Annotated in this window: 18 protein-coding genes; 8 read left to right on the top strand and 10 right to left on the bottom strand. The window is 69.0% G+C overall.

The window, feature by feature from the left end:
* Nucleotides 1-242 precede the first annotated feature (242 nt).
* The 7 genes from pelG to AC3WL8_RS04350 form a co-directional block, all read right to left on the bottom strand.
* Nucleotides 243-1,613: an exopolysaccharide Pel transporter PelG gene (gene pelG / locus AC3WL8_RS04380; RefSeq protein ID WP_013953801.1), complete on the bottom strand. Its 1,371-nt coding sequence runs from the start codon at nucleotides 1,611-1,613 to the stop codon at nucleotides 243-245.
* 2 nt (nucleotides 1,614-1,615) lie between these two features.
* Entirely contained in the window at nucleotides 1,616-3,214 is a 1,599-nt protein-coding gene (gene pelF / locus AC3WL8_RS04375) for a GT4 family glycosyltransferase PelF (RefSeq protein ID WP_492377946.1), read from the bottom strand.
* Nucleotides 3,211-4,197: a tetratricopeptide repeat protein gene (locus AC3WL8_RS04370; protein WP_492377945.1), complete on the bottom strand. Its 987-nt coding sequence runs from the start codon at nucleotides 4,195-4,197 to the stop codon at nucleotides 3,211-3,213. Before AC3WL8_RS04370 ends, pelF begins: the two co-directional genes overlap by 4 nt.
* Nucleotides 4,190-5,629 (bottom strand): PelD GGDEF domain-containing protein, encoded by a 1,440-nt coding sequence (locus tag AC3WL8_RS04365; protein ID WP_013953804.1) that lies wholly within the window; start codon nucleotides 5,627-5,629, stop codon nucleotides 4,190-4,192. Before AC3WL8_RS04365 ends, AC3WL8_RS04370 begins: the two co-directional genes overlap by 8 nt.
* Before the next feature lie 66 nt (nucleotides 5,630-5,695).
* Nucleotides 5,696-6,262 (bottom strand): transporter, encoded by a 567-nt coding sequence (locus tag AC3WL8_RS04360; RefSeq protein ID WP_041228943.1) that lies wholly within the window; start codon nucleotides 6,260-6,262, stop codon nucleotides 5,696-5,698.
* A 59-nt stretch (nucleotides 6,263-6,321) separates the two neighbouring features.
* Entirely contained in the window at nucleotides 6,322-10,410 is a 4,089-nt protein-coding gene (locus AC3WL8_RS04355) for a tetratricopeptide repeat protein (RefSeq protein ID WP_492377944.1), read from the bottom strand.
* Nucleotides 10,373-13,273 (bottom strand): bifunctional glycoside hydrolase/polysaccharide deacetylase family protein, encoded by a 2,901-nt coding sequence (locus AC3WL8_RS04350; RefSeq protein ID WP_492377943.1) that lies wholly within the window; start codon nucleotides 13,271-13,273, stop codon nucleotides 10,373-10,375. Before AC3WL8_RS04350 ends, AC3WL8_RS04355 begins: the two co-directional genes overlap by 38 nt.
* Nucleotides 13,274-14,290: 1,017 nt before the next feature.
* Between AC3WL8_RS04350 and AC3WL8_RS04345 the strand changes: the two genes are divergently transcribed.
* The 4 genes from AC3WL8_RS04345 (at nucleotide 14,291) to AC3WL8_RS04330 (ending at nucleotide 18,352) form a co-directional block, all read left to right on the top strand.
* Nucleotides 14,291-14,494, top strand: a complete 204-nt coding sequence (locus AC3WL8_RS04345; RefSeq protein WP_010810931.1) for a cold-shock protein — start codon at nucleotides 14,291-14,293, stop codon at nucleotides 14,492-14,494.
* Nucleotides 14,495-14,721: 227 nt separating this feature from the next.
* Nucleotides 14,722-15,591 (top strand): presqualene diphosphate synthase HpnD, encoded by an 870-nt coding sequence (hpnD, locus tag AC3WL8_RS04340; protein ID WP_013953808.1) that lies wholly within the window; start codon nucleotides 14,722-14,724, stop codon nucleotides 15,589-15,591.
* A gap of 59 nt (nucleotides 15,592-15,650) precedes the next feature.
* Nucleotides 15,651-17,669 (top strand): squalene--hopene cyclase, encoded by a 2,019-nt coding sequence (gene shc, locus AC3WL8_RS04335; RefSeq protein ID WP_013953809.1) that lies wholly within the window; start codon nucleotides 15,651-15,653, stop codon nucleotides 17,667-17,669.
* Nucleotides 17,666-18,352, top strand: a complete 687-nt coding sequence (locus AC3WL8_RS04330; RefSeq protein ID WP_013953810.1) for a phosphorylase — start codon at nucleotides 17,666-17,668, stop codon at nucleotides 18,350-18,352. The genes shc and AC3WL8_RS04330 overlap by 4 nt, the downstream gene beginning before the upstream one ends.
* Nucleotides 18,353-18,370: 18 nt before the next feature.
* On the opposite strand, the gene AC3WL8_RS04325 is transcribed toward AC3WL8_RS04330, so the two are convergent.
* Nucleotides 18,371-19,630: an Hsp70 family protein gene (locus tag AC3WL8_RS04325; protein WP_013953811.1), complete on the bottom strand. Its 1,260-nt coding sequence runs from the start codon at nucleotides 19,628-19,630 to the stop codon at nucleotides 18,371-18,373.
* Between the two features lie 251 nt (nucleotides 19,631-19,881).
* On the opposite strand from AC3WL8_RS04325, the gene nfsB reads away from it, so the two are divergent.
* The 3 genes from nfsB to AC3WL8_RS04310 all read left to right on the top strand — a co-directional run bounded on the left by nfsB (nucleotide 19,882) and on the right by AC3WL8_RS04310 (nucleotide 22,752).
* The gene (gene nfsB / locus AC3WL8_RS04320) at nucleotides 19,882-20,526 is read left to right on the top strand and encodes an oxygen-insensitive NAD(P)H nitroreductase (protein ID WP_041228718.1); all 645 of its coding nucleotides are present in this window, start codon (nucleotides 19,882-19,884) and stop codon (nucleotides 20,524-20,526) included.
* Between the two features lie 145 nt (nucleotides 20,527-20,671).
* The gene (locus tag AC3WL8_RS04315; protein ID WP_492377942.1) at nucleotides 20,672-21,871 is read left to right on the top strand and encodes a CaiB/BaiF CoA transferase family protein; all 1,200 of its coding nucleotides are present in this window, start codon (nucleotides 20,672-20,674) and stop codon (nucleotides 21,869-21,871) included.
* Nucleotides 21,868-22,752 (top strand): citryl-CoA lyase, encoded by an 885-nt coding sequence (locus AC3WL8_RS04310; RefSeq protein WP_492377941.1) that lies wholly within the window; start codon nucleotides 21,868-21,870, stop codon nucleotides 22,750-22,752. The genes AC3WL8_RS04315 and AC3WL8_RS04310 overlap by 4 nt, the downstream gene beginning before the upstream one ends.
* A 5-nt stretch (nucleotides 22,753-22,757) precedes the next feature.
* Here AC3WL8_RS04310 and AC3WL8_RS04305 read toward each other — a convergent pair whose 3' ends face one another.
* Together AC3WL8_RS04305 and AC3WL8_RS04300 are read right to left on the bottom strand one after the other, a co-directional pair.
* The gene (locus tag AC3WL8_RS04305) at nucleotides 22,758-24,011 is read right to left on the bottom strand and encodes a GGDEF domain-containing protein (RefSeq protein WP_492377940.1); all 1,254 of its coding nucleotides are present in this window, start codon (nucleotides 24,009-24,011) and stop codon (nucleotides 22,758-22,760) included.
* 204 nt (nucleotides 24,012-24,215) lie between these two features.
* Complete coding sequence (locus tag AC3WL8_RS04300; RefSeq protein WP_013953816.1) at nucleotides 24,216-24,965, bottom strand: IclR family transcriptional regulator; 750 nt, start codon at nucleotides 24,963-24,965, stop codon at nucleotides 24,216-24,218.
* A 450-nt stretch (nucleotides 24,966-25,415) separates the two neighbouring features.
* Between AC3WL8_RS04300 and AC3WL8_RS04295 the strand changes: the two genes are divergently transcribed.
* Nucleotides 25,416-25,649 (top strand): hypothetical protein, encoded by a 234-nt coding sequence (locus AC3WL8_RS04295; protein WP_010810922.1) that lies wholly within the window; start codon nucleotides 25,416-25,418, stop codon nucleotides 25,647-25,649.
* The last annotated feature ends 131 nt before the right edge of the window (nucleotides 25,650-25,780 follow it).

Genomic DNA, 25,780 nt, shown 5'->3' with positions numbered 1-25,780 from the left:
GCCGGCAAGTCATTCCTCATATTCACCCCCAGGGGGCGCGGCCGTCGATCTGATCCGACGGGCCAGGCCGAAGCCCGCCGGCTGCCTCCATGTTACCCAATCGCGGGCCCATTCGTCGAGATGCCCCGACGAGGGGTGGCGGCGGTAACTGCGCCGATCCCTCCGCGATCGTCTTTCGATCTGCGCCCTCCTTGCCGCCATCGCGCTGCTCGGGGAGCCGGGCGGCGCGGCCCCGGCAGGACCTATTGCAGCATGTAGGTCTCGTACTCCAGCCGGTCCAGCTTGCGGTCCAGCAGGTACAGCGCCAGCGCCACCACCACCAGCAGCGACACCGCAAATCCGTAGCCGTACCACGCCGGTCCCAGGTGCAGCGTCAGCAGCGTCAGCGCGAAGTTCAGCACCACGAAGGTCGCGGTCAGCAGCAGCACCTCGCGGCGGCGGTCCAGGTAGAAGTAGATATTGAGCACCCCCAGCAGCACCACCTGCAGGCTGGCGCCGATCACGTCCACGTACAGCAGCGGCAGGTACAGCTCGGAAATGCCCAGCAGCCGCAGCACCCACACGCCCACCGCAAACAGCAGCAGCGCGGCGATGGCCTGCACCTTGACGATCTCGTACAAACCCAGCCGGATGGTCTGGACCATGGTGTTGCGCATGTCCTCGATATGCTCGAGCGAGCTGCCGCCGCGCACCGCGTTGTAGAACGCGTCGTAGTACTCGACGAAATCGGTCTCGATGCGCACCAGGAACACCGCCATGCCGGGGATGATCGCCAGGTAGGCCAGGAACACCGGGATGTCGTAGATGATCGACGCATGCAGCGGTCCGATCACCTGCTGCCCCGTGGAGGGCGCGTACCAGAACATGAACTTGTCGATCCAGATACCCAGGTTGTACAGCAGGCCGATCGCGACCAGGCTGGGGTAGGCATAGCGGCGCTGGAACACCTCGAACGACATGAACTGGCGGCTGGTGTAGTTGCGGTAGATCAGCGTCACCATGCCGGTCAGCAGGCACAGCTGGCCGGCGGCGAAACCGCCCAGCAGCCCTTCCAGCCCGTGGCCGCGCAGCGCCAGCGCGGCCCCGACCGAGATCGCATAGCCCAGCAGGAAGGTCCACACGATGGCCTTGTACTGCTTCATGCTCGACAGGAAGATCGCGGCAATCCAGATATTGCTCAGCACCACGAACCCCGCCACCATCAGCAGCCGGTACAGCACCGACTGCTCGCCGAAGCTGAACACTGCGCACGCCACGCCGATGCCGCCCGACAGCACCGTCGCCAGCAGCGCCACCGCGTGGTAGTTGCTCAGGACCAGGTGGTCGCGCTTCTCGAACAGCCGGTCCGAGGTGAAGCGCGTGAACGCCAGCTGCATCGGCCCGGTCAGGATCAGGCTGCCGGCGATCAGGTAGGTCACCGACACCTGGAACTGCGTGATCAGCGAGCCCGGCACCACGAAGGGCAGGCTCAGCATGCCGATCAGCAGGATGCCGACGATCGACAGGATCCACGGCCCGGAGCTGATGATGCCGGCATACGCGTAGGCGCTCAGCATGCCCGACAGGTTGTCCCGCCGCAGCATCTTGCGCAGCTCGAATCCAATGCCAGCCATGCTCAGGCTCCTCCGTGGACCGGGCAGCGCGCGGGGTTGCCGCCGCCCTGCCGCTCAGGTCCGCCATGCCCGGCGCCGTCTGGTTGCGCCATCAGCCGTTGATACAGTTCGCGGTAGCTGCCCACCATGCGGTCCTGGGTGTAGTAGCGCTCCACGCGCGCCACGCCGGCGGCCTGCGCCGCCTGCCAGCGCGCCGGGTCCTGCAGCAGCCCTAACGCCGCCGCGGCCAGTGCCGCAGGGTCGGCAATGCGCACCACCTCGCCGGCCGAGCCCAGCGCGGCATCCTCGCCGGGCAGGCCGAACAGCAGCTCGCGGCACGAGCCCACGTCGGTGGTCACGCACGGCACGCCGGCGGCAAAGCCTTCCAGCACCACCAGCGGCAGCGCCTCGCTGATCGAGCTCAGCACCAGCACGCCCACCTGCGGCAGCAGCGCGTCAATGCGCTGGAAGCCCAGGAACTTGACCTTCTGCCCCAGGCCCAGGCTTTCGGCCAGGCTGCAGCATTCGCGCGCGTAGTCGGGATCCTCGTCCTCGGGCCCGGCGATCCAGCCTTCTGCATCGGGGTACTCACGCACCACCGTCAGCATGGCGCGGATAAAGGTCTTGACGTCCTTGATCGGCACCACCCGGCCGATCAGGCACAGCACCGGCGGCACGCCCGGCTTGCGGCGCGCGCGCAGCGGCGCCAGGCGCGGCAGGTCGATGCCGTTGGGGATGCTGCGCGTGCGCGCCTCAGGGGCGCCGTCCTGCACCTGGCGGCGGCGGTTGCCCTCGTACAGCGCGACGATGTCGTCGCCGGCGTCGTAGCAGACCCGGCCAATGGTCTCGAAGAAGCGCACCCACAGTTCGCGGAAGTAGCTGATCTGGGAGATGTCGCGTTCGAACACATTGCGGTTGTCGCGGATCCACTGGCTCTGGAACAGGTCGATCTTGCGTTCCTTGGTGTAGATGCCGTGCTCCGACACCAGCAGCGGGCGCTGGTTGCGGTGGCGCAGCAGCGCCCCGAGAAAGCCCGCATAACCGGTGGAAACCGTGTGGTAGACGCGCGCCGGGATCAGGTTGTCGGCAATGCGCACCAGCTGCCACAGCGGCTTGTGCATAATGCGCACGGTCCAGAAATAGTCCGTGAACGACGGGTCCGTGCAGAAGCGCCGGTATTGCTCGGTGATGGTCTGCCAGGCGCGGCGGCTGTACAGGAAGGCGTCCTCGCCCAGCGCCCCGCCCTCGCGCAGCGTCGGCATCAGCTCGCGGATCATGGCGCCGGCCTCGGCCTCGCGGCCCGGGTCGCGCAGCAGCTCGTGCAGGCGGTCCGAGGCGTCGAACGCCCTGGCATCGCCGGTGCTGCCCTGGACCAGCGGCGGCGGCGGAAAGTCGTACAGGTAGTGCGTTTCCAGGTGCACCACGTTGGGCGGCAACTGGTAGGCCATGTCGCCATAGTCCTCGCGCCGGCTGCCGATAAAGACGATGCCGAAGCGCAGGTCCGGGAACGCGCGGATCATCTGGTTGACCCAGCTCGACACCCCTCCGCTCACATACGGGAAGGTGCCTTCGAGCAGCAGCATGACGTCGGCCGACGTCCCTTTCATCAAGATCTCGCTCATGATTGCCAGTACCGCAGCAGGGGCCGCACCAGCGGGAGCGGCGAGGGGCTGTCAAACGATGCCATCAGCTGGCGCACCGCGGCGTAGTCGCGTTCCAGGTAAGCGGCTTCGGCCAGGTGCGGCAGCACGCGCTCGCGCGCGAAGCCGAGGGATTCGGCGCGCTGCAGCCAGTCGCGCGCCTCGCGCGGGGCATTGCGCGCCAGCGCCAGGCGCCCGCGCATGTACCACAGCGAGGCATTGCTGTCGTCGTACTCCAGCGCCGCGCTGGCGTAGCGCTCGACCTGGCCGGCGGTGTAGCGGTAGACGTCGCCCTGCACCAGGTTCTGGTAGATCAGTTCCCAGTACAGGTCGGCCAGCCGCTTGCTGATCTCGGCGCGCTCGCTGGCGCTGTTGGCGCTCTCCAGCCGCGGCAGCTCGGCCAGGATCTGCTGGGTCAGCTGCTTCTCGGCGCCATCCAGCATGCCGTAGGCCAGCAGCCGCACGTCGTCGACGCTGTCGGCCAGCAGTTCGCGCAGCACCGGGCTGGCGGTGCGCGCCGGCATCGACTGCATCGCCACCAGCGCGGTCATGCGCTCGGGCAGCGGCGCGCGCGCATTGCCCAGCTGCGCACGCAGGCGCGCGCCGCCGCCGTGGGTGACGCGCGACATCAGGTGCGTGACGAACTCGGGCAAGCCCACGGTGCCGATGCCGCTGGTGTCCACGCGCCGCGGGAACAGCTTCGAGAACAGGTAGCTGCCCAGGCACACCAGCGCGCCGCCCAGCGGCACGAAGAAGCAGAACAGCGCGAGAAAGCCATAGCTCCACGCGAACGGCACGCGAAAGCGCCGCGGCAGCAGGCGCCACAGCAGCAGCGCCGTCAGCGCGGCAGCCGCCGCCTGCATGCCGAAGAAGGCCAGCAGCAGCGCAGTGCTGTTGCCGGCGCGCGCCAGCAGCGCCAGCGCGGCGATCTGGGCGGCGAGCCCGCTGGCGCCGAGCTTAAACATGGGGCGCTTCCCCGGCCGGCAGCGTGGCGGGGGCGATCGCGCCATCGACCTGGGCCCGGCGCAGCAGCTTGACCAGCGCGTCTTCCGAGCCGGCGCCGGGCACCGCCAGCGTATAGACGCCGATGCCCGCACTGGTGAAGTCGGTGCCGAACTGCGCGCGCAGCATGTCTTCGATGCGCACCAGGTAGGCCGCCACCGCCTGCGCATCGGACAGCGGCATCAGCGTCAGCATGGCACGGTGATGGGCGTTGACCACCGGCCACGCCACATCCAGCGCGCGCCGGCTGCGCACCACCTGCTCGAACAGCGCATCGCGCTCCGGATCCGCGTCGAACACCAGCGCCACCACCGAGCTTTCGATGCCGGTCTCGCGCCGCAGCCGCGACAGCCGCGCATAGTCCAGCGCAAACGGGTACGGGCAGGCCGGCAGCGCCGCCTGGATGGTGCGGGTGGCGCCGGCGTGCTCCACGCCGTCGGCGTAGTAGCCCAGCAGCACCATCAGCATCTGCAGGTTCTCGTAGGTCAGCGACAGGAACGGCATGCGCTCGACCACCAGCAGGCCGATCAGGTGGTCGGAGCCGGCCAGCACCGGCGCCACCGCCACGTAGCGCGTCTGCGCGCCATGCTGCAGGCCGTCGGCGCGCAGGTGCGCCAGCTGGCGCGTGTCCAAGCAGTGGCGCACCAGCGGGTCGGTGGTATCGAGCGTGAATTCCGGGCCGACGCTGGCGACAGGGGCACCGTCCACGTGCTCGCCATCGCAGGCATAGAGCGCGGCTGCCTCGAGCTGGCAGGCCTGCGCCACCACCTGCAGCATCGGTTGCGCGCCGGCCAGCACCTGGCCGGTGCGTGCCGCCTCGTCCAGCGCCACGCTGCGCAGCTGCGACAGCGTGTCGCGCAGCGTGGTGGGCCGCGCCAGCAGGTCGTTCTCCAGCCGCGCATGCGAGATGCGCAGCAGGTAGTGGTTCTTGGTCAGTGCCGCCAGGCGTTCGTCCAGGTAGCGGTTCACGGCGCGGGCACGCGCCAGGCGCGTGCCCCAGATATCGCCGAACTGCCCGGCCACCAGCACCAGCAGCAGCCCGCCGAGGAAGAACAGGCGCGGGAAAGGCCCTGCCATCACGCCGGTCTGCTGGTAGAAGTACCAGCCGCCCAGCAGCATCAGCACGCTGCCCACGCCGATCAGCGTGCCGTAGCGCAGTGCCAGGATCACCGGCAGCAGCCAGGCCCACGGAAAGCCCATGCCGAGCAGCAGCGGGTTCTGCGGCAGCGCCAGCCACGCCAGCCCCATTGCCGCCAGCATGGCCACCACCAGTTCCACCACGGCCGCGCGCCCGCTGACCGCCGGCGCCAGCAGGCGCGCATAGCGCCCACCCAGGCCGATGCCCTGTCCTTGCCGCGCGCGATATGTCTTGTCAGCCGTATTGGCCACGCTCATCCCCTTGCTTCAACCATTCCATCGCCGCATCGGTGTGCAGCCTCGTCCTGATGGCTTGCCGCCGCCTCAGCCCTGCATCAGCGGCGCCAGCAGGCGGCGCAGCAGCTTCTGCGCGGTGCCCGACAGCGACGCGCGGCTCCAGCCGCTGTCGCTGCCGGTGGCCGACCACACCACTTCACCGCTGGCCACGTCCAGCAGCTGCAGCGAGATGCCGACCGCGGGCTCGCCGTCCACGCCCACCTTGTAGCGCCACTCCTGCACCGCGCCGGTCAGCGCGTAGCGGGCCTTCTCGGCACGCGCCCATTCCAGCGCCTTGCCCACGGCCTCGCGCTCGGCCGGCTCGAACAGCGTTTCCGGATTGAGGCTGGCCGGATAGCGCTTCAGGCTGGCCACGCCGCCGGTCTTCAGCAGGCTCTCGGCAATCGCCTCGGCGCGCAGGCCGGCCTGCGGCGTCTCGGTGTAGTTCACGATCGGCAGCACCGCGATGGTCTCGCCGCGGGCCAGCGCCGGCGCGCGGCCGACATCCGTCACCGCGCAACCCGCCAGCCACAGTGCCGCGCCCAGCGCGCCGCACCATGCCGCCAGCCGCCTGGCCACCGTCTTGCCCGTCACTGCCGTGGTTTGCTTGTTCATCTTCATCCCCTTTTCCATGTCCTGTTGTTACCCGATCCGTGCCATCCGCTGCCGCCGGCTCAGTACAGCCAGCGATAGCGCATTCCCAGTTCCGTCAGCGGCTTGCCACCGTTGCGCGCCGCGGTCTCATGCGAGATATACAGCGCCAGGTGGTCGTTGCCGAACACCGATCCGGCCAGCCCGCCCTGCACGCGGAAGTTCTGCCGTGCGCGCGTGTCGCGCAGCAGCCCCACTTCACCGAACGGCCGCCACTTGCGTGTGTACTCATCCAGCAGCTCAGTGCCGAAGCCGAACAGCACGCCGGCCTGCGTAAAGCCCTGCGGCATGTAGAACGCCGGCGTGGCTTCGTCGCCGACCGGCACCAGCGACGCCATGCGCGGCGTCAGGCTGCCGCCGTTGGCGCTGTAGTTGGCATGCGTGCCGACCACACGCACGGTGTAGTCCGGATACGAGGTGCGGATCCTGTAGCCGGCCTCGACGTCATAGACCATGCCATGCCCCAGCGCGCTGCGGTCCTGCCCGCGGAAGCTGCTGTACTCGATGCGCGCGCCGACGAACTCGCGCAGGCTGAAGCGCCAGGTTGCGCCCAGCCCCACCACGTCCTTGGCCCCGCCCACGCGCAGCGGCGCCGATTCATCGGCCGGCTGGTTCAGCCCGGCCAGGGTGCTGAACTGCAGCCGACCCTGCTGGTTCCACTCGCCGAAGAAGCGCGCGGTCGCCATCGTGTCCAGTCCCTCGCGGTAGCCTGCAGTGGCACGCCAGCGCTTGCTGTTGTCGCGATAACCCAGCGACAGGTCGGCGCGCCGGTCGGACGACGGCACGTTCACCAGCTGCTGGGGGTCGGTGCTGCGCTGGTCGCGCCAGGTGCCGCGTAGGTTCAGGTCATACCCGTCCCACAGGCGCACGCCACCCGCGAGGCTGCCTTCGGTATATTCCAGCGGCTTCTGGTGCATGAAGCTCACGCGCGGCTCGATCGCCTGGGCGTTGTAGAGCAGCGTCTCCTGCAAGGTGTCCTGCAGCGTGTCGTCGGAACGGGCCCGCTCCTGGGTCTCGAAGGCCAGCGTCTGCGCGGCGCCGATGCGGTTCAGTTGCTGGTTGGCCTCGATCTGGTTGGCCACCGGCACGCGGCCGGCCTGGCGCTCCAGGATGCGGTCCAGGCTGTTCATGTCCTGCTGGTCCAGCGCTATCGCCACCTCGGCATAGGCCGGGCGCTGCAGCCGGTTGACATACTGGCGGGCCAGCCAGCCGCGCGCCAGTTCGTTGGATTCCGCGGACATCGCCCAGGCCAAAGCGGCATCGCGACCGGCCGCGGACAGCGCGGCATCGCGGCGGGCCGCGTTGCGCACGACCTCCGCGGGCGCAGTTGCCGCCTCATGCAGCGGCGGCAGCCCGGCCACCTCGCCCAACTGCGACGGCGCGCCCGCCATCGGCGGCGCCAGTTCGCGCGCCGCGGTGGAAGCGCGGTCCGCGCGCAGCATCTGGATCACCAGCGCGCGCGAGACATCGCCCGAGGCAAAGATCTGCCCCAGCGCCACGGTCTGGCGGCGCAGGTCCGCGCGCGAAGGCGCGCCGGACTCGTTCTCGTACTCCTCGTCGCCGTCGGTGTTGTCGGGCCTCAGCCTGGCATAGCGCACCCCGCCCTGGGACCAGCCGTGGTGCAGGTCGATCCAGGCCTGGCGGCGCACGCGCCAGGCCATGTCGGTCTGGCCGATGGTTTCATAGGCATCGGCCATCAGGCTGAGCCAGAGCGGATCGGCGCTCTTGCCGTCATTGAGCCTGCGCAGGTAGTGCATGGCCGCGCGCCCGTCCTGGAAGCGCATATGGCCCGCGGCAAAGGCGCCCCACAGGTCGGGGTTGTCTTCCGCGTCGTCCTTCACCCGGCGCATCACCGCGCGCACCTCGGTAGCGCTGCCCTGGTCGACCAGCGTCCACAGCAGCGCCGCCAGGGTTTCGCTGTCGGCATCGCGCAGGCCAGCGGCGTGGCGCAGGTCGGCCAGAGCCAGGTCGCGCTGGCCGGTCACGCGGTAGTACTCCGCGCGCCGCATCAGGAAGCGGCTCGACTGCGCTGCCGCCTGGCGCTGCCCGGGCGTCATGTCCCGCAGCAGGCGTTCGATACGCGGGTAGGCATGGGCACGCGTGTAGTAGTACAGCGCCAGCTCCAGCGATGCCGGCTTGCCGCTGCGGCGCCAGTCGGCCTCGGCGATGCGCCCGGCGTCGATCGGGGTCTTGTCGTAGTAGGCGATCAGGTTGGAGAAATCCGCCTCCTGCGTGTCGCGGACCTCGTCCAGGCAGTCGTTGCGCGCCGGGCCCGCCGGCATCTGCAGGCAGTGTTCGTCCTGCGTCTGTGCCGCCGCCAGCATCAGCTGGCGATAGCCGTCCTTGAGCAGGTCGTCGCGCTGGTTCAGCCGCGCCAGCTCGGTAAAGGTGCGCCAGTAAAGGATGTCTTCCTTCCCGGCCGCGGCACGCGCCGGCAGCATGGCGTCCAGCGCCTGCGCCAGCTTGCCGCGCACATAGAGCAGGTTGGCGAGCTTGAGGGCATAGGCAGGGCGTGGGCCAAAGCGCTGCTGCAGCTGCGTATAGATCTGGAACGCGCGCTCGTCGTTGCCGGCGCGCTCGGCCAGCGCGGCGTGGCGCTCCATGATGTCGCGCGCCCTGGGGCCGTGGCTCAGGCCTTCGAGAAAGCGCATGGCCTCTTCCGGTTCGCCCAGGCGTTCGTAGGCCGCCACCACCTCGTCCACGGTCTTCAGGTCCGAGCCGCCCGCGCGGTGGCGCAGCGCGGCCAGGTAGGCGCGATCGTCGGACAGACCGGGGGCGAGCCGCATCACCGCATCCCACGCACGCTCGTCGTTGGTGGCGCGGGCATAGTCGAGCCAGCTCTTCAGGGCCACGGCGGGCTGGCGGTTCCATTCGGCCACCTGGGCCAGCCGTTCGCGCCAGATCGCCTCGCCCGGCAGCCGGCGCACCGCGGTCTCGGCCACGCGCTGCGCCTGGTCGAGCTTGCCGGCCGACAGGAACACGCGATAGGCGAGCTCGTAGTCGTCGGCGTTGAACGGCTTGTCGGCTGGCTCCGCCGGTGCTTGCGCGGGAGCAGCAGCTTGCGCCGCAATCTTGCGCGTACCCAGCTGGCCGGAAGCGGCCAGCGCTTCACGCAAGGCAAGGCCGCGCGGCCCGTCGAGGAAGACCAGGCCGCGCTCGGCCCAAGGCTGGCTGGCGGCGATGCGCCGCACCTCGGCCTGGCGCGCGGCCAACGCCATGTCCCCGGCATCGCGCATGCGCGCCGAGACCTTCAGCAGCCGCTCCACATAGCGGCTGGCCTGCTCCGGCTTGTTGGCCGCCAGCGCCAGCTTCGTCAGGTAGCGCAGCACCTCCGGATCGTCCAGCAGCTTGCCGCCGTGGCGCTCGGCCTGCGCCAGCGCTTCGTCCAGCAGGTTGCCTGACTGCAGCGTCTGCACCGCCTTCAGGAACAGCGCGCGCCGCTCGGCCAGCGTGGTGGCGGCCGCCTGTTGCGCGAACAAGGCGTTGGCGGCGTCGCGATAATCGCCGCCCGCGATCGCCATATCGGCCAGCTGGCGGTTCCAGAAGGCCGCGTTGTTACGGTCCTGGCTGGCCAGCGCCGCATAGAACTTGCGCATGGCGTCCTGGGCGCCCGCCTGGCTGGACTGCGTGGCCAGCGTTTGCAGGTCGGCCAGCCCCCAGCTGCGCCCGGCAGCCTGGTCCAGCAGGCTGCGCAGCTGCACCAGGTTCTGCTCGCGCTCAGGCGTATCCGGCAGCGCGGCCCAGGCGCGCTGCTGCGCGATCTCGATGCGGGTGCGCAGGATCTGGCCCGACAGGTCGGTGCCCTGCACCGCCTGCATGCGCGCCAGCATGGCCTGCGCCTCTTCCAGCCGGCCGGTGCGCGCGTATTGTTCGGCCAGCACGCCCATGAAAGCGGGGTCGTCGGGCGTGACCTTCCACCAGGCTTCGAGGTAGGCCATGGTCAGCCCGTCGATGGTGCGGCCCTGGCCCAGCAGGCGTTCGCGCAGGGTCTCGCGCGGGAACATCAACGCCAGGCCGATCCCCACCATCGCGGTGAAAGTCAGCACCAGCGCCGGCGGTAGCAGCCGCTCGCGCTCAACCGGCGCAGCGGACTTCGACTTGTTGCCTGGCATGGTTCGGATCGGTGACGGGTGCGGTGTCCACGCGCAGCGTGTCGCGCTCGCGGACGGCCTGTACGGGCTTGCCATCGACGCTCACACGGCAGTTGCCGGCGTTGGCAAGACGGAAGAATGGCTTGAAGTAGCCGCTGAAGGCGAAGCGCGTGACGCCATCGCGCTGCGACCAGTCGCGCACGATGCCGTTGGCTTCGGCCAGTTGCGGCGCGGCCGGGGCAGTGACGGTGTCGCGCACGGCAAAGCGCGCATCGCCGCCATCCAGGTGCAGGTAGATGCCGCCGCCCGGTGCCGGCGAGGTGCCGGTCACGCCGTGCGCCGCGCCCACGTCGGGCATGCCCGCGCCGCTCCAGCGCAGGTTGCGCAGGTTGCCGTCGCCGCGCACGATCCATTCGGCACCGGTGCTGCCCGGCCCGCCGTCGCCAACGTCCCGCGCCACGGCCATGTCCTGCCAGTCGAGCACCTTGCGCACGTAGTCGGTCGAGTGCAGCGGCAGCAGCGGCTGCGCCAGCACATAGTCATAGACCTTGCGCAGTGCCTTCAGCGACGCGGCCTTGGTGCCCGAATAGCTGTGGTAGTAGATATTGACCGGCTTGAAGCGATAAGGCTTGTCGGTCAGCTCGTAGGTCTCGATCACGCGTTCGAAGCCGTAGAACGGGCCGTGCCAGAGGTTGGTGTAGACGTTCTCGTTCTGGTTGGGCGCAAATACCTGGAAGGTGCCGCCGGGCTTGTTGATGCCCAGCGGCGCAATCGCGGTCCAGCTGGGATTGCTGCGCGTGATCAGCGTATCGCCGCCGTTCATGTTGAGCACGCGCGCCTTGTCGGTCAGGCGCAGCGCCTCGGCCGGCGGCTGGCAGTCGCCCGACCACAGCAGCATGCTGACCGGCTTGCCGGCCGGCGCCAGCGTGCGGTTGATGTAGTCGATGGAGCCGCCGATCTCGCGGTTCAGGTCCATGCTGTAGCCGGGGATGCTCAGGTGGAAGGCCTCGTCGCCCTCGACCACGGCGGCCCCGCTGGATTGCGCTGCCTGCCCTGGCGGTGCCGGCACCGTGCGCGACCATTCGAACGGATGCGAGAAGGTATGGCTGGCCACCTCGACATAAGGCTGCGCGAAGATCTTGCGCGCGATCGGCTCAAGCTCGGCGCTGAGCCTGGGGTACATGCCGTCCTTGCTGACTTCGCCCTGGATCACCGACATCGTCATCGGCAGCCGGTAGCGGTCGAAGATCTCGCGGAACAGCACCTCGCCGGAGAAACCGCCGCCGGGAATCTCGGCGCGCGAGGCAAAGCCGTCGCCGTCGATATGGATGGTCAGCAGGCGCCGGCCGTTCTCGGTGGTGACATCGGGCACGGGCATGGCGGGCAGGCGCAGCGCCTCGCGCAGGAAGTCCAGCGGCTGCACCACCCAGCGGCTCTGGGGGTTGCCGTTGCCGCTCTGGCGCACCGCATACGGCCCCAGCACATAGCCGCCCCACGGCGTGATCGCGGCGGCGTCATAGGTCAGCGTGCCCGAGCGCAGGCGCAGCAGCGAACGGTAGCCATCGCCGTCCGGCACCTGGATCGCTTCGGCCTGGGTGCGGTCGGGGGCCACCGGCATCTCGAAGCCCATCATCCGGTCCTTGGCCAGCACCTCGACCGGGCCCGACACGCGGCCCTTGACGGTCTTCAGCCCGAAGCTGCGCGCCACCGCGCCGCTCACGTTGGTGCCGAAGTCGTTGAGGAACACCACCGGCATGCCCTGCGCCATGCGCGCCTGCACCCAGGTATAGAAGCGTCCCGGCTGCGCCGTGACATTGCCTGACAGGTACACCACCACGCCGGCGTAGCGGTCCGGCCCGATCTCGGGCAGGTCCTCGCTGGTCTCGGCGAAATCCACGCGATAGCCAAGGTAGTTGAGCGGCATCGAGACAAAGCGCACGCCCTCGGAATCATCGATCGACACGCCGGGGCGGCGCTCCTGCACCACCAGCACGCGCCGGGGCAGCACCTCGACCTTGCCGATGCCAACCGTCTGCAGCCCGGGATCGGCCACATAGGGCGTGATCCCCAGCGCGCGGATGCGCTGCGCGGTTTCGCGTGCGCAGCGGCGGTCCGCCGGCGGGCAATAGTCGATGGAGATTACCGGCAGGCGGTACTGCTCGCGGATGGTGCGCGCCTGCGCCAGCAGCCAGTCGCGGTCCGCCTGCGGCACATTGACATAGCGGCCCTGGGCCTGGTTCCAGCTGCGGAACAGCGATTCGAAGGCAACGGCATGGGCCAGGTCGTGCACCTGCGGCAGGATCTCGAAGCCGCGGTTGAAGACCAGGCGCGCCTCGGGGTAGCGCGCCTTGATGGCGCGGATCACGCGCACCAGCCCGGCTTCCTGCCGCGCGCGCTCGGCGTCGGTCCTGGCGGCAAGCTGGTAGGAATCGAGGGTATCGAGGAAGAAGCCGCGGAAGCCGCGCTGCCACAGCGGCGCGATCACCTTGTCGACATAGAAGGCGGGCCAGCCGTCGGCTGCCTGGTCGATGACCGGGGCGTTCCAGGCGTCATTGCGCCCGACGAACCAGGCCTTGGGGATGTCCTTGAAGTAGGGGCGGCTCTCCAGCACCTCGCCCACGCTGACATAGGCAAACCAGGCGGTGGCCGGCGTCGCCGCCTGGCGCGGGTCGAAGCCGCTGTCGGGCTCGACCACGGCGATGTCGAAGGCCTGCAGGGCGTCAACCGGCGGCTTGGCGCCGTAGTGCAAGGCGATCGACGGCAAGGATGCCGTCTGCGCCGCGGGCACCGGCGCGGCCGCAGCCGTCGCCGCCCCGAGGGCCAGCGCGATGCCTTGCACCCGCTGCGCCATGCGCATCCCTACCCACCCCGATCGGAACGGCATGCGACCGCCCCGGCTCCCTTGTGCTTCCTCCAGCTGCTTCACAGGCTTGCTTCCTCTTCTCTGCGCACGCCGGCAAGTGCCTCACGCACAACATTTCCTGATGCGGTCGTCGCCGCCTTGTGTCCGACTGTGGACCTCAGAATCGGAAAAATCCGATGGTATCCGGCAAACGAATGCTAGGACAGACGCATGGATCACATTGTCAACAATTGTCCCAACACTGAGACATTGAGCCGGCTCGCGCATTAACGCGCGCCGCAGCGCCGCAGGGCACGCGCCAGCCACGCTCGTGGTACGGGCGCACCGCGAGCGGCCCTCAGTCTCAAATGCAAACAACGGAAACAGTCCAGGCCCCGTGCGCGACGGGTGGTGGGGCTGTCCGCAACCGCAATGCCGGACAGCTAGGTTTGAAACGCCATGATGGATTCCCCGTTCCGATCTTTTATGTATGGGCCCGCATACAGTGAGCGCGCTCATGTATGTCTGTGCATGACGCGAGCGCGGCCACCGGCCTGGCCTTTATTGCCAGCATAATGATATCTCCGGGCCGCGCCCGCTTCCCCCGAACGCGGTAGGCATTGGCTGCCGTAAGAATTTGTAAAAAAGATGGCACGCCCATGCACCGGACGGAAGCCATTATGCCCGGGGGCGTGGCATCGCGCTCGCTGACGGTGCACGCACAACCAAATCCGCCAATAGAAAATCAGGGAATTCACTGAACTGAAGCCGAAGTAGAAAACGCTAACATCTCCTATCGGAACCTCTCATCATGATTAGGCGCTTAGCCTGATTGACACGCCGGGAAAATTCGGCAGAATGATTCCCACTTGTGCAGCGCCCATGCGGTGTGTCTTTTGGTGTTGTCGTTCCGTGACGTTTTCGGTTGTCACGACAGCGACATATCGAAGTCATATGGAATGCGCTGGCGGGGAACATAAAAAAGGATCCGCTGGGTGCGTTGCACACGGTGTATAACGAGCGTTTTCGCTCATTTTGAAATTCAAGGTTGAGATAGATATGGAAACCGGTACCGTTAAGTGGTTCAACGACGCCAAGGGCTTCGGCTTCATCACGCCGGATGAAGGTGGCAATGATCTGTTCGCGCACTTCTCCGCAATTGAAGGCAATGGCTTCAAGTCGTTGAAGGAAGGCCAGAAGGTACGCTACGTCAAGGCCATGGGCCAGAAGGGCGAGCAAGCCACCAAGATTCAGGCCCTCTGATACCGGTGGAGTCCGGGCCGGTCCAGCGGACCGGCCGAAAGGAAAGCCCCGCAGCTTCGGCGCGGGGCTTTTTTATTGGCGCGCCGGCACCGGGGCGGTGGAGACTGCGATCCTGCAACGGGTGAAATTGCTATAATCGGCCGACCCACAACCACCCTCCCGCCAGTGGGCGCGCACGGATGCTGCGCGGTCAGTGCGGGACGGTATGCAGCGTGTCGAGGAGTTACGTGGCCGGTACTCAAATCGCAACGCAAGACGCCCCTGTCGCCGCCGACCATGGCGGCCAGGCCGGCCCAGCGGCATCGGCCGGCAGTTCCTTCCATGCCGCGCTGCGCATCCTGCCGTCAGCGCAGCGCCAGGCCATGTTCGAGATCTATGCGTTCTGCCGCGCGGTCGACGACATCGCCGACGGCAACGCACCGCACGCCGAGCGCCTTGCCGCGCTCGATGCCTGGCGCCACGACATCGCCGCCTGCTACGCCGGCAATCCGCCTCGCGCCCTGCAGCCGCTGAGCGCGCAGATCCGGGCCTTCCACCTGCAGCAGCAGGATTTCCTCGCCGTGATCGACGGCATGACCATGGACGTGGTGCAGGACATCCGTGCCCCCGACGCGGCCACCCTCGACCTGTATTGCGATCGTGTCGCCAGCGCTGTCGGCCGGCTGGCGGTGCGCGTGTTCGGCCTGGAAGAAGCGTGCGGCATTGCGCTTGCGCACCACCTGGGCCGCGCGCTGCAGCTGACCAATATCCTGCGCGATATCGACGAAGACGCTGCCATCGGCCGGCTCTACCTGCCGGCGGAAGCGCTGGCCGCGGCCGGCATCGGGGCGGACACGCCCCAGGCCGTGGTGGCCCACCCCGCCGTCGGCCAGGCCTGCGCGGCCGTGGCGCGCGAGGCCCAGGCGCACTATGACCAGGCCTATGCCATCATGGCGCGCTGCCCATCCCGGCAGGTGCGCTCGCCGCGCATCATGGCCGAGGTCTACCACCGCATCCTGGCGCGGCTGCGCACGCAGGGCTGGCGCGCGCCGCGCCAGCGCGTGCGCCTGCCGCGCGCCCAATTGCTCTGGATCGTGCTGCGCCACGCCATTGGCTGAGCGCTGCACCCGATGCATGCCGGGCGCGGCCGCGCCGCGCACCGGCATAAGGAGTCTGCATGTCGATGAATGAGACCGCCTTTGCCACGGCAGTGCCACGGATCGCGCCGGCCAGCGCGGGCGACAGCCCCTCGCCGCGCGGCGCCGCGCAGGCACTGGACCACGGCATCGGCCGCGCGATCGACGCGCTGCTGCACCAGCAGCGCCCCGACGGCCACTGGGTCTATGAACTGGAAGCCGACGCCACCATTCCCGCCGAATACGTGCTGATGGTGCACTACCTCGGCGAAGCCCCGGACCTGGAGCTTGAAGCCCGCCTGGCCCGCTACCTGCGCCGCATCCAGAATCCCGATGGCGGCTGGCCGCTGTTCCATGAAGGCCGCTCCGACGTCAGCGCCAGCGTGAAGGCCTATTTCGCGCTGAAGATGGCCGGCGACGATCCCCAGGCCGCGCATATGCAGCGCGCGCGCCGGGCCATCCACGCGCTGGGCGGCGCCGAGGCCAGCAATGTATTCACGCGCACGCTGCTGGCCCTGTACGGCGTGATGCCGTGGTCGGCGGTGCCGATGATGCCGGTCGAGATCATGCTGCTGCCGCAGTGGTTCCCGTTCCACCTGTCCAAGGTCTCGTACTGGGCGCGCACGGTGATCGTGCCGCTGCTGGTGCTGAACAGCCTGCGCCCGCAGGCGCGCAACCCGCGCGGGGTCGGCATCAATGAGCTGTTCGTCGGCAATTGCCATACGGTGCGGCTGCCGCCGCGCGCGGCGCACCAGCACGCCGGCTGGTACACCGTGTTCCGCGGCCTGGACGCGCTGCTGCGCGTGGCCGAGCCGCTCGTCCCGCGCACGCTGCGCCGGCGCGCCATTGCCGCGGCGCAGGCCTTCGTGCGTGAGCGGCTCAACGGCGAGGACGGCCTGGGCGCCATCTTCCCGGCAATGGCCAACAGCGTGATGATGTTCGACGTGCTGGGCGTGCCGCCCGACGACCCGGCGCGCGCGGTGGCGCGGCAATCCATCGAGCGGCTGCTGGTCGAGCACGGCGACGAAGCCTATTGCCAGCCCTGCCTGTCGCCGGTGTGGGATACCGCGCTGGCCGCGCACGCGCTGCTGGAAACCGGCGAGGCGCGCGCAACCGCCGCGGCCGGGCGCGGCCTGGACTGGCTCAGGCCGCTGCAGGTGCTGGACGTGCGCGGCGACTGGATCGTGCGCCGCCCACGGGTGCGCCCCGGCGGCTGGGCCTTCCAGTACGCCAATCCCTATTACCCGGACGTGGACGACACTGCCGTGGTGGCCGCCGCGATGGACCGCTACATGCGCGCGCACGATGTGCCGGGCCGCTATGACGAAGCCGTGGCGCGCGCCGCCGAGTGGATCGTCGGCATGCAAAGCAGCGACGGCGGCTGGGGCGCGTTCGAGCCCGAGAACACGCATCTCTACCTGAACAACATCCCCTTTGCCGACCATGGCGCGCTGCTGGACCCGCCCACCGCGGACGTGTCCGCGCGCTGCCTGTCGATGCTGTGCCAGATAGGCGCCACGCCGGGCAAGAGCGAACCCGCCGCGCGCGCGCTGCGCTACCTGCTGGCCGAGCAGATGCCCGACGGCAGCTGGTTCGGCCGCTGGGGCACCAACTATATCTACGGCACCTGGAGCGCGCTGTGCGCGCTGAACGCCGCGGGCCTGGCCCCGGAAGCCCCCGAGATGCGCCGCGCCGTGGCCTGGCTCGAACAGATCCAGAACGCCGACGGCGGCTGGGGCGAGGACGGCAGCAGCTACCGGCTCGATTACCGCGGCTACGAGCCGGCGCCGAGCGTGGCCTCGCAGACCGCGTGGGCGCTGCTGGCGCTGATGGCAGCCGGCGCCGCGCGGCATCCGGCGGTGGCACGCGGCATCGACTACCTGCTGCGCACGCAGCAATCCGGCGGGCTGTGGCATGAGCCACGCTTTACCGCCGTGGGCTTTCCGCGCGTGTTCTACCTGCGCTATCACGGCTATGCGCGCTACTTCCCGCTGTGGGCGCTGGCGCGCTACCGCAACCTGCAGCGCGGCGGCGCGCACCAGGTGTCCTGGGGGCTATGACGGCACCGTTCGTGCTGGTCGTCACCGGCATGGCGTTCGAGGCGCGCATCGCCGCCGGCCCGCATTGCCGCGTGGTGCACGGCCTGCGCGGCCTTGCGCTGGAACAAGGCGTTTCCGCGATGGCGAGCCGGTACTGCATGGGCATTCTCAGCTTTGGCGTGGCGGGCGGGCTGGATCCCGCGCTGGCGCCGGGCGATCTCGTGCTGGCGGACTCGGTCTGCGCGGCAGGCGAACGCTACGACACCGACATGACCTGGACCCGGGCAATGCACGCGGCACTGCCGCATGCCAGGGTCGGGGTCCTTGCCGGCGCGGACCAGCCGGTGCTTTCGGTTGCCGCCAAGCAGATGCTGCACCGGGCCACGGGGGCGCTTTGCGTCGACATGGAATCACACCTCGCCGCGCGCATGGCGGCGGCTTGCCGGCTGCCGTTCGCGGCTTGCCGCGTGGTGATCGACCCGGCCAGCCGCGCGGTCCCGGCTGCCGCGGCGGCGGGCATGGGTGATGACGGCAAGACCGATGTGGGCGCGGTGCTGGGCAGGCTCTTGCGCGCGCCGTGGGAACTGCCGGCGCTATTGCGGCTGGCGGGCGATGCGGCGGCCGCGCGCGGCGCGCTGCGGGCGGCCCGGCTGGCGCTGGGGGATGAATACGGCTTGCGCGATATGCGAACGCTGGCCGGCTGAGGGGATCCCCTGACGGCGTCAGCCGCCAAACTTCCGCACAGCATCCAGCGCCAGCCCGCTGCCGATGCTGCCAAACCGGTCCCCTTCCACGCAACGCGCTTCCGGCAACAGCGCCGCCAGCCGCTGCCGCAGCAGCGGCACGCTGCTGGAGCCGCCGGTGAAGAAGATGGTATCTACCGCGGCGCCATCCACGCCGGCGTCCACCAGCAGCTTCTGCACAGTCTGCTCGGTCTTCACCACCAGCTTGTCGATCGACGCATCGAACTCGTCGCGCGTGATGGTCAGCGTCAGCCCCTGCTCCAGCCGGTGCAGGTCCACGTCGGTGCTGCCGTCATCGGACAAGGCGATCTTGGCGGCTTCCATCTGGATGGCCAGCCAGTGCCCGGCACGCTCGCGGATCAGCCGCACCAGGCGGTCGAGCTTGACCGTATCCGCTGCGTCGCGGTAGTTGTCCATCACCAGCGACCACGCCTTGCGCGTATAGACCAGGTTGATGGTGTGCCAGCTGGCCAGGTCGAAATACTGGCTGGACGGCATCGCCTTGCCGTTGCGCAGCGCGCTGCCCAGGCCCAGCAGCGGCATTGCGCGCGCCAGGCTGAGCGCACGGTCGAAGTCGGTGCCGCCGATATGCACGCCGCCATTGGCCAGGATGTCGTCGCGCCGGTCGCTGCGCGCGGCGCGCTCGGGCGACAGCCGCACCAGCGAGAAGTCCGAGGTACCGCCGCCGATGTCGGCCACTAGCACCAGTTCCTCACGCGTGATCCGGGCCTCGTAGTCGAAGGCCGCGGCGATCGGCTCGTACTGGAACGCGATCTCGCCGAAGCCCGCGTCGCGCGCGATCTCGGCCAGGGTGTCTTCGGCGAGCTGGTCGGCGGCCGGGTTCTCGTCGATGAAGAATACCGGGCGGCCCAGCACGGCGCGCGAAAACTCCGTGCCGGCAGCCTGCTCGGCACGCGTCTTCAGCTCGCGGATGAAGTGCGCCAGCAGCTTGCGGAACGGCATCGCCTGGCCCATCACCTCGGTGCTGTCGTCCATCATCGAGGTGCCCAGCAGGCTCTTGAGCGAACGCATCAGCCGGCCTTCATAGCCAGCCAGGTAATCACCCAGCGCGGCGCGGCCATAGCTGACCAGCGGATCCTCCGCATGGAAGAAGATCACCGAGGGCAGCGTCACCTTGCCGTCCTCCAGCGGCAGCAGCGCCGCCGGCCGCTCCGGATGGCTCCAGCCGACCGTTGAATTGGACGTGCCGAAGTCCAGGCCGCATGCGTTTGACATCATCGATTCCGTTCCCTGCAAGACAAAGTAGCCCGCGCGGCGCAAGGCCGGCGCGGGCGGGGGCGTCATTGTAGGGCAGTCGCGCTGACCGTGGAGGCCCGAGGGGCAGACGATGTTGTCGGGAAGCTATTTTCAAACATGCATTGAAGGCAGTACTAATCAAATGTCTCTTTTTCAATGACATGGCAACTGGGACCATGGCGACCTCGGCGTGGTGCTCCCTGCATCACCCACTTTCCAACTGGAGCCTGGTCATGAATCTCTCCGACATCGTCGATACCCGGTATGCCACCAAAGCCTTCGAGGCAGGCCGCACCCTGCCCCAGGCCACCGTGGACCAGCTGCTCGCCGTGCTGCACAAGAGCCCGTCCTCGGTCAATTCCCAGCCGTGGCACTTCGTGGTTGCCGCCACGCCCGAAGGCCGGGCACGGATGACGCGCGCCACCGTCGACCGCCATCCCTACAACACGCAGAAGATCCAGGACGCCTCGCATGTGATCGCGCTGTGCGTGCGCACGGAAATGGATGCCGCCCACCTGGCCGGCATCCTGGCGGCCGAGCAGCGCGACGGGCGTTTTGCCGATGACGCTGCCCGCGCCGGCATGGACAAGATCCGCCGCGGCTTTGTCGACCTGCACCGCTACGACCTGCAGCACTGGATGACACACCAGGTCTACCTGGCGCTGGGCGGCCTGCTGATGGCCGCGGCCGCGCTGGGCGTGGACGCCACGCCGATGGAAGGCATCGATACCGGCCCGCTCGACCTCGAACTGGGCCTGCGCGAGCGCGGACTGACCAGCGTGGCGCTGGTCAGCCTGGGCTACCGCAGCGCGCAGGACTTCAATGCCGCGCTGCCGAAGTCGCGGCTGTCGCGGGAAGAAGTGTTCACGTTCCTGTAATTCCGTTCCAGCAAGTCCGGCCCCGGCAGGGGCTGGCGCGTGCCTTGACACGCCAGCATGCGCCTCCTATGCTGCGTCTGTTCTTTATTAAAGACCATTGTTCTGTTCTACGGAACATCAAGAACGTACGGCCGGACGTAGCCCCATGCAAAAGCCCCTGCGCCATATCCGCGTGCTCGACCTCACCAATGTGCTGGCCGGGCCGTTCTGCTGCCACCAGCTTGCCCACCTGGGCGCCGAAGTCATCAAGGTGGAAACCCCCGGCACCGGCGACCTGGCGCGCCAGCTGGGCGCCGATGCCGAGCTGAACCAGCGCCTGATGGGCGTGTCGTTCCTGGCCCAGAACCCCGGCAAGCAGTCGCTCACCCTGAACCTGAAGCACGCGCGCGGCAAGGAGGTGTTCCGCAAGCTGGTGCAAAGCGCCGACGTGCTGGTGGAGAACTTCCGCCCCGGCGTGATGGACCGGCTCGGGCTGGGCTACGAGACCCTGAAGCAGGACAACCCGCGCCTGATCTACTGCGCGATTTCCGGTTTCGGCCAGGACGGGCCGCTGGCCGGGCTGCCGGCCTATGACCAGATCATCCAGGGCATGGCCGGCGTGATGAGCATTACCGGCGATGCGCAGAGCGCACCGTTGCGGGTCGGCTATCCGGTCTCGGACACCATCGGCGGGCTGACCGCGGCGCTGGCGGTGTCGGCGGCGCTGGCGGACCACCAGCGCACCGAAGGCTATTTCATCGACGTATCGATGCTGGAAGCCACGCTGGCCACCATGGGCTGGGTGGTGTCCAACCACCTGATCGCCGGCAAGGTGCCGGCGCCGATGGGCAACGAGAACATGACCGCCAGCCCCTCGGGCACGTTCCGCACCGCGCACGGGCTGCTCAATATCGCCGCCAACAAGCAGGAACAGTTTGAAGCCGTGTGCCGCGTGCTGGGCCGTCCCGAGCTGGCCGCCGATGCGCGCTTCGCGCAGCGCCAGGCACGGCTGGCCAACCGGGGGAAACTGACACAGGCGCTGGAAGCAGAGCTGGCGAAGAAGCCGGCCACCGAATGGTGGCCGCTGCTGACCGAGGCCGGCGTGCCCGCCGGCCCGGTGCTGGACGTGCCGCAGACGCTGGCCCATCCGCAGGTGCGCGAGCGCGGCATGATCGGCGAATTTGCCGATGCGCCCGGCGTAGGCCGCGATATCCGCGTGGTGCGCACCGGCTTCAAGCTCAACCGCGAGGCCCCGGCCGTGGACACGCCGCCGCCGGAGCTGGGCCAGCATACGCGGCAGGTGCTGGCCAGCCTGGGCTACAGCAATGCGGACATCGACCAACTGAGCGAGGAGCGCGCGATATGAGCGGCATCGACACCAGCAGCCACCCCGGCCACACCCGGGATGACGCCATGGACCCGGGCCAGCGCCTGTCGCAGGACTGGTGGCGCACCGGCATCATCGACATGCGCCCGGGCGAGATCCGCTACCGCGGCTACCCCATCGAACAACTGATCGGCCGGGTCTCGTTTGCGCAGATGATCTGGCTGATGCTGCGCGGCGAGCTGCCCGGCCCCGGGCAGGGCGAGCTGCTGGACGCGGCGCTGATCGCCGCGGTCGACCACGGCCCGCAGGCGCCCAGCATTGCCATCGCACGCATGGCGGCCACCTGCGGCGTGGGGCTGAACAACGCCATGGCTTCCGCCGTCAACGTGCTGGGCGACGTGCATGGCGGCGCCGGTGAACAGGCGGTGGCGCTTTACCAGGACGTGGCGCAGCGGCTGGATGCGAGCAGCGCCATGGACGACGCCGTCGCCGCCGCGCTGCAGCACTACCGCGACCTGCACGGCAAGTTCATTGCCGGCTTTGGCCACCGTTTCCACCCGGTCGACCCGCGTGCGCCGCGGCTGCTGGCGCTGGTCGACCAGGCCGCGGCCAACGGCGTGGTCAGCGGGCGCTACGCGGGGATCGCGCGCGCGGTCGAGGCAGCGCTGGGTGCCGGCCGCGGCAAACCCATCCCAATGAATATCGATGGCGCCACAGCGGTGATCTATGCCGAACTGGGCTTTGCCGCACCGCTGGCGCGGGGGCTGTTCTGCCTGTCGCGCTCGGTCGGCATCCTGGCGCATGCCTGGGAACAGACCTGTGAGGGCGGGCGCAACAAGGGCCCGATGCCGCGCCAGTTCCTGTGGACCTATGACGGTGCGCCGCAGCGCGATGTGCCAGAGCCAGGCCGGCAGGCATAACGGGGTCAGCCGGCCAGGTCGGGCTCAGGCGCCAGCATTGACGCCGGCGATGCGCTCGCGGCCGCCGGCGCCACCATGGACGAGGCCAGCACGTAGCGGTCGCGCCCATGTTCCTTGGCGTGGTAGAGGGCGCGATCCGCATCGGCGAACAACAGGCGCCACAGCGCTTCCTTGCTGCCCGGGCCGCCGCGCAGCTGCGCCATGCCAATGCTGACGCTGGCATGGCCATGGCCGGCGGGCAGTTCGATCGCGCGCACCTTGCGCAGGATCCGGTTGGCCAGCGCCGAGGCCTGCTGCTCGTCGGTATGCGGGCACAACACGCAGAACTCCTCGCCGCCATAGCGCCCGGCCACGTCCGAGGCGCGGCGCGAATTGTCCAGCGCATGCGCAACCTCGCGCAGCACGGCGTCGCCGGCGTGGTGGCCGAAGGTATCGTTGACCTGCTTGAAATAATCGATGTCGATCACCAGGCAGGACAGCGCCTGCCCGTCGCGCTGCCAGCGCGCCACCAGCGACAGTGCCGACATCTCAAGCGCCCCGCGGTTGAGCAGCCCGGTCAGGGCATCCACGCGCGCGCCGCTTTCGTTGTGCGCGATGATCTGCTCCATCGCCATCATGGTGAAGCCGAACAGGCCCAGCAGCGTGGCGATCAGCGGCGCCAGCAGCCAGGCCGAGCCGGCCGAGCCGGCAAAGAACAGCGTCAGCGGCGCGGCGCCCGCACCGCCCGCCACGGGCAGGTTCATGGCATGGCTGAAGCCGGCCAGCTGCGTGGCCAGATGCACCAGGCTGGCCACCAGCACCAGCGGCGCGCCGATGCTGCGGCGCCCGCGCCCGGCGCGCGCCAGCGTGGCAAAGGTGGCCAGCGACACCAGCGCCAGCAAGCCGTAGACGATGCGCAGCACCACCTGCTGCCCGTCGGGCATGCCGCTGGTGGCCGCGATCAGGCCAAGCACGATCACGCCCGCGGCGGCCAGCGCCGCGGGATGGGCCGGCACCCCGTAATAGACCCGCACGCCGCGGTAGATCAGCAGCCAGCCAGCCACGAACGCCAACGCACCCAGCGTGCCCAGATGGCCCGTGCCGCTGGCAGCGCTGATGGCCAGCGCCAGGCCCGCGGCCGACACCAGCACGTGCCCGAACGCCCACAGCCGCCCCGCCTCGCTCGCGCGCAGCGCGAACACCAGCCCCGCCGCAATAATCAGCGTGCTGCAGAAAAACACCATCATCACCACCGCAATGGTCTGCTGGTCCAGGTGCACGGGGATTTCCTCAAGGATGCCGTCTGCCGCGCCGTCAATATCGAGCAGCGGGCATCAGGCCACAGGGGCGCGAAGCAGGCATCTCCCGCACTTGTTTTCACAACATGTGACGTGCGTTGTTTTCAATGCCAGCCGCATGATAGCCCGCACATGCCGGGCCGTGGCACCCCCGACAAGCCGGGTCGGGCCGGCTGCACACGCAGCTCAGTCCGGGGTGGCCTTGTCCGCAATGCTGTCCGGAAAGGAGCCGCCCAGCGCCTGGGTCAGCACACGCGCCGCATGCAGCACATCGACGCGGAAGTCTTCCCGGTAGCGCGAGGCCGGGCAGGTCAGCGTCAGCGCGCCGCACAGCACATCGCCGGGACCGAACACCGGCGCCGACACCCCGGCAAGATCGGGGCTGCGGTCGCCCACCAGAGCCGCCACGCCCTCGTGCCGGATGCGCTCGTAGAGCGAGCCGGACTCGCCCGCAAAGGCGCGCAGCACGCGCGCGCCGGCGCCCCGGTCGCGCGGCAGCAGTTCGCCGGCGCGGACATGGTCGCGCACCGGCTGCGGCGAATCGACGCGGTACAGGCACAGTCGGTGCTCGCCCTGCTCGACATGGAAGGCCGCGCTTTCACGCGTGATGCGCACCAGCTCGCGCAGCGCCGGCATCACCACCGCCTCCAATGAGAACGACGCCGCGTAGACGGCATTGAGCCGCGCCACCTCGGGACCCAGCCCATAGCGCCCGTCCGGCTGGCGCCGCACCAGCCCGGCGTGCTCGAGCGAGGCCAGCAAGCGCAGCAGCGTGCTCTTGTACAGGCCACTGCGCTGCGCCAGCTCGGCCAGCCCCAGCGCGGTATCGCCAAGGCGGAACACCGACAGCACGAACAGCGCCCGGTCCACGGCGATGGCGCCGCCCGCGGCGGCGTGCTTGTCGGCTTCTGAAACCTGTGCGGCTTTGCGTGGCATGGCGGACGGCGGCGATCCTGGCTGGACCGGATGACGGAACGATGCGCCAACGTATAGAACGCATCCCGGCTTGTCAATCCGCCCTGCTGCGTGTCAAGGAAGCAGCACACGTGCGCCGGAGCCGCGCAAACGACGCTGCACGCATTCATGGATCCGGGCGGCGGCGCGCTGGCGTTTTTCTGCAACACGTGGCCAGTGCCTCCTGCCGCCCAGGCCGTCGCCCAAGCGCCTTCGCCGGCCCCCCGGCTACCGCATGCGCCACATTGCGTGCGCGTACTCGCCACTCCCCAGTTTGCAAGTGGAATTAGAGGGAAAGTTACCTGCTTTTGATTAAGCAGCCGCTGCACGGCGTGGATAAAATCATGCGTTGCCTGACCTCTGCGCAATCCCTGCGCTGCTTTCCGTACCCTCGCTGCAATGTCTCACCGCCGTGCTTTTCCCGACCCTGGTATGACCGTTCCCGCCCTCTCGCTTGGCGCCATCCTGGATGACCTGCGTAGCGCCCCGCGCCCGCTGACCTCCGCGGAGTACACATACCTGGCCCACCTGCGGCAGCGTATCGTCACCGGCGACGCAGACCTGTGGACCACGCTCGAGACCGCGGGCGTGCCATGCAGGGAACGCCGCCTGTCGCCCGAAGTGGTGCAGGCGCTGACCGCTATCGGCCATTTGCCGATGCACTGAGCCCGGCTCGCACCACCCCGCATTGCAGAAATTTCCCGGGGTCATTTCGGAAAGCCGCACCCTCCAGCCAGCCTGCGTCCCGCTACGATCGATCCACTTTCGATTCGCCGGGCACCGTGCTTCCAGTCAAG

Source organism: Cupriavidus sp. FW305-F7 (genome assembly GCF_058782875.1).
The sequence above is the reverse complement of the archived record's forward strand: the minus strand, read 5'-3'. Positions and strand labels throughout refer to the sequence as shown.

What these genes read in the sequence shown, in the direction of transcription:
- AC3WL8_RS04315 (WP_492377942.1), top strand. Translation starts at nt 20,672, where the DNA reads ATGCAAAAGCCCCTGCGCCATATCCGCGTGCTCGACCTCACCAATGTG.
- AC3WL8_RS04295 (WP_010810922.1), top strand. Translation starts at nt 25,416, where the DNA reads ATGACCGTTCCCGCCCTCTCGCTTGGCGCCATCCTGGATGACCTGCGT.
- AC3WL8_RS04355 (WP_492377944.1), bottom strand. Translation starts at nt 10,410, where the DNA reads ATGCCAGGCAACAAGTCGAAGTCCGCTGCGCCGGTTGAGCGCGAGCGG.
- AC3WL8_RS04310 (WP_492377941.1), top strand. Translation starts at nt 21,868, where the DNA reads ATGAGCGGCATCGACACCAGCAGCCACCCCGGCCACACCCGGGATGAC.
- AC3WL8_RS04300 (WP_013953816.1), bottom strand. Translation starts at nt 24,965, where the DNA reads ATGCCACGCAAAGCCGCACAGGTTTCAGAAGCCGACAAGCACGCCGCC.
- shc (WP_013953809.1), top strand. Translation starts at nt 15,651, where the DNA reads ATGTCGATGAATGAGACCGCCTTTGCCACGGCAGTGCCACGGATCGCG.
- AC3WL8_RS04325 (WP_013953811.1), bottom strand. Translation starts at nt 19,630, where the DNA reads ATGATGTCAAACGCATGCGGCCTGGACTTCGGCACGTCCAATTCAACG.
- pelG (WP_013953801.1), bottom strand. Translation starts at nt 1,613, where the DNA reads ATGGCTGGCATTGGATTCGAGCTGCGCAAGATGCTGCGGCGGGACAAC.
- AC3WL8_RS04345 (WP_010810931.1), top strand. Translation starts at nt 14,291, where the DNA reads ATGGAAACCGGTACCGTTAAGTGGTTCAACGACGCCAAGGGCTTCGGC.
- AC3WL8_RS04370 (WP_492377945.1), bottom strand. Translation starts at nt 4,197, where the DNA reads ATGTTTAAGCTCGGCGCCAGCGGGCTCGCCGCCCAGATCGCCGCGCTG.
- nfsB (WP_041228718.1), top strand. Translation starts at nt 19,882, where the DNA reads ATGAATCTCTCCGACATCGTCGATACCCGGTATGCCACCAAAGCCTTC.
- pelF (WP_492377946.1), bottom strand. Translation starts at nt 3,214, where the DNA reads ATGAGCGAGATCTTGATGAAAGGGACGTCGGCCGACGTCATGCTGCTG.
- AC3WL8_RS04350 (WP_492377943.1), bottom strand. Translation starts at nt 13,273, where the DNA reads ATGCCGTTCCGATCGGGGTGGGTAGGGATGCGCATGGCGCAGCGGGTG.
- AC3WL8_RS04360 (WP_041228943.1), bottom strand. Translation starts at nt 6,262, where the DNA reads ATGAACAAGCAAACCACGGCAGTGACGGGCAAGACGGTGGCCAGGCGG.
- AC3WL8_RS04365 (WP_013953804.1), bottom strand. Translation starts at nt 5,629, where the DNA reads ATGAGCGTGGCCAATACGGCTGACAAGACATATCGCGCGCGGCAAGGA.
- AC3WL8_RS04330 (WP_013953810.1), top strand. Translation starts at nt 17,666, where the DNA reads ATGACGGCACCGTTCGTGCTGGTCGTCACCGGCATGGCGTTCGAGGCG.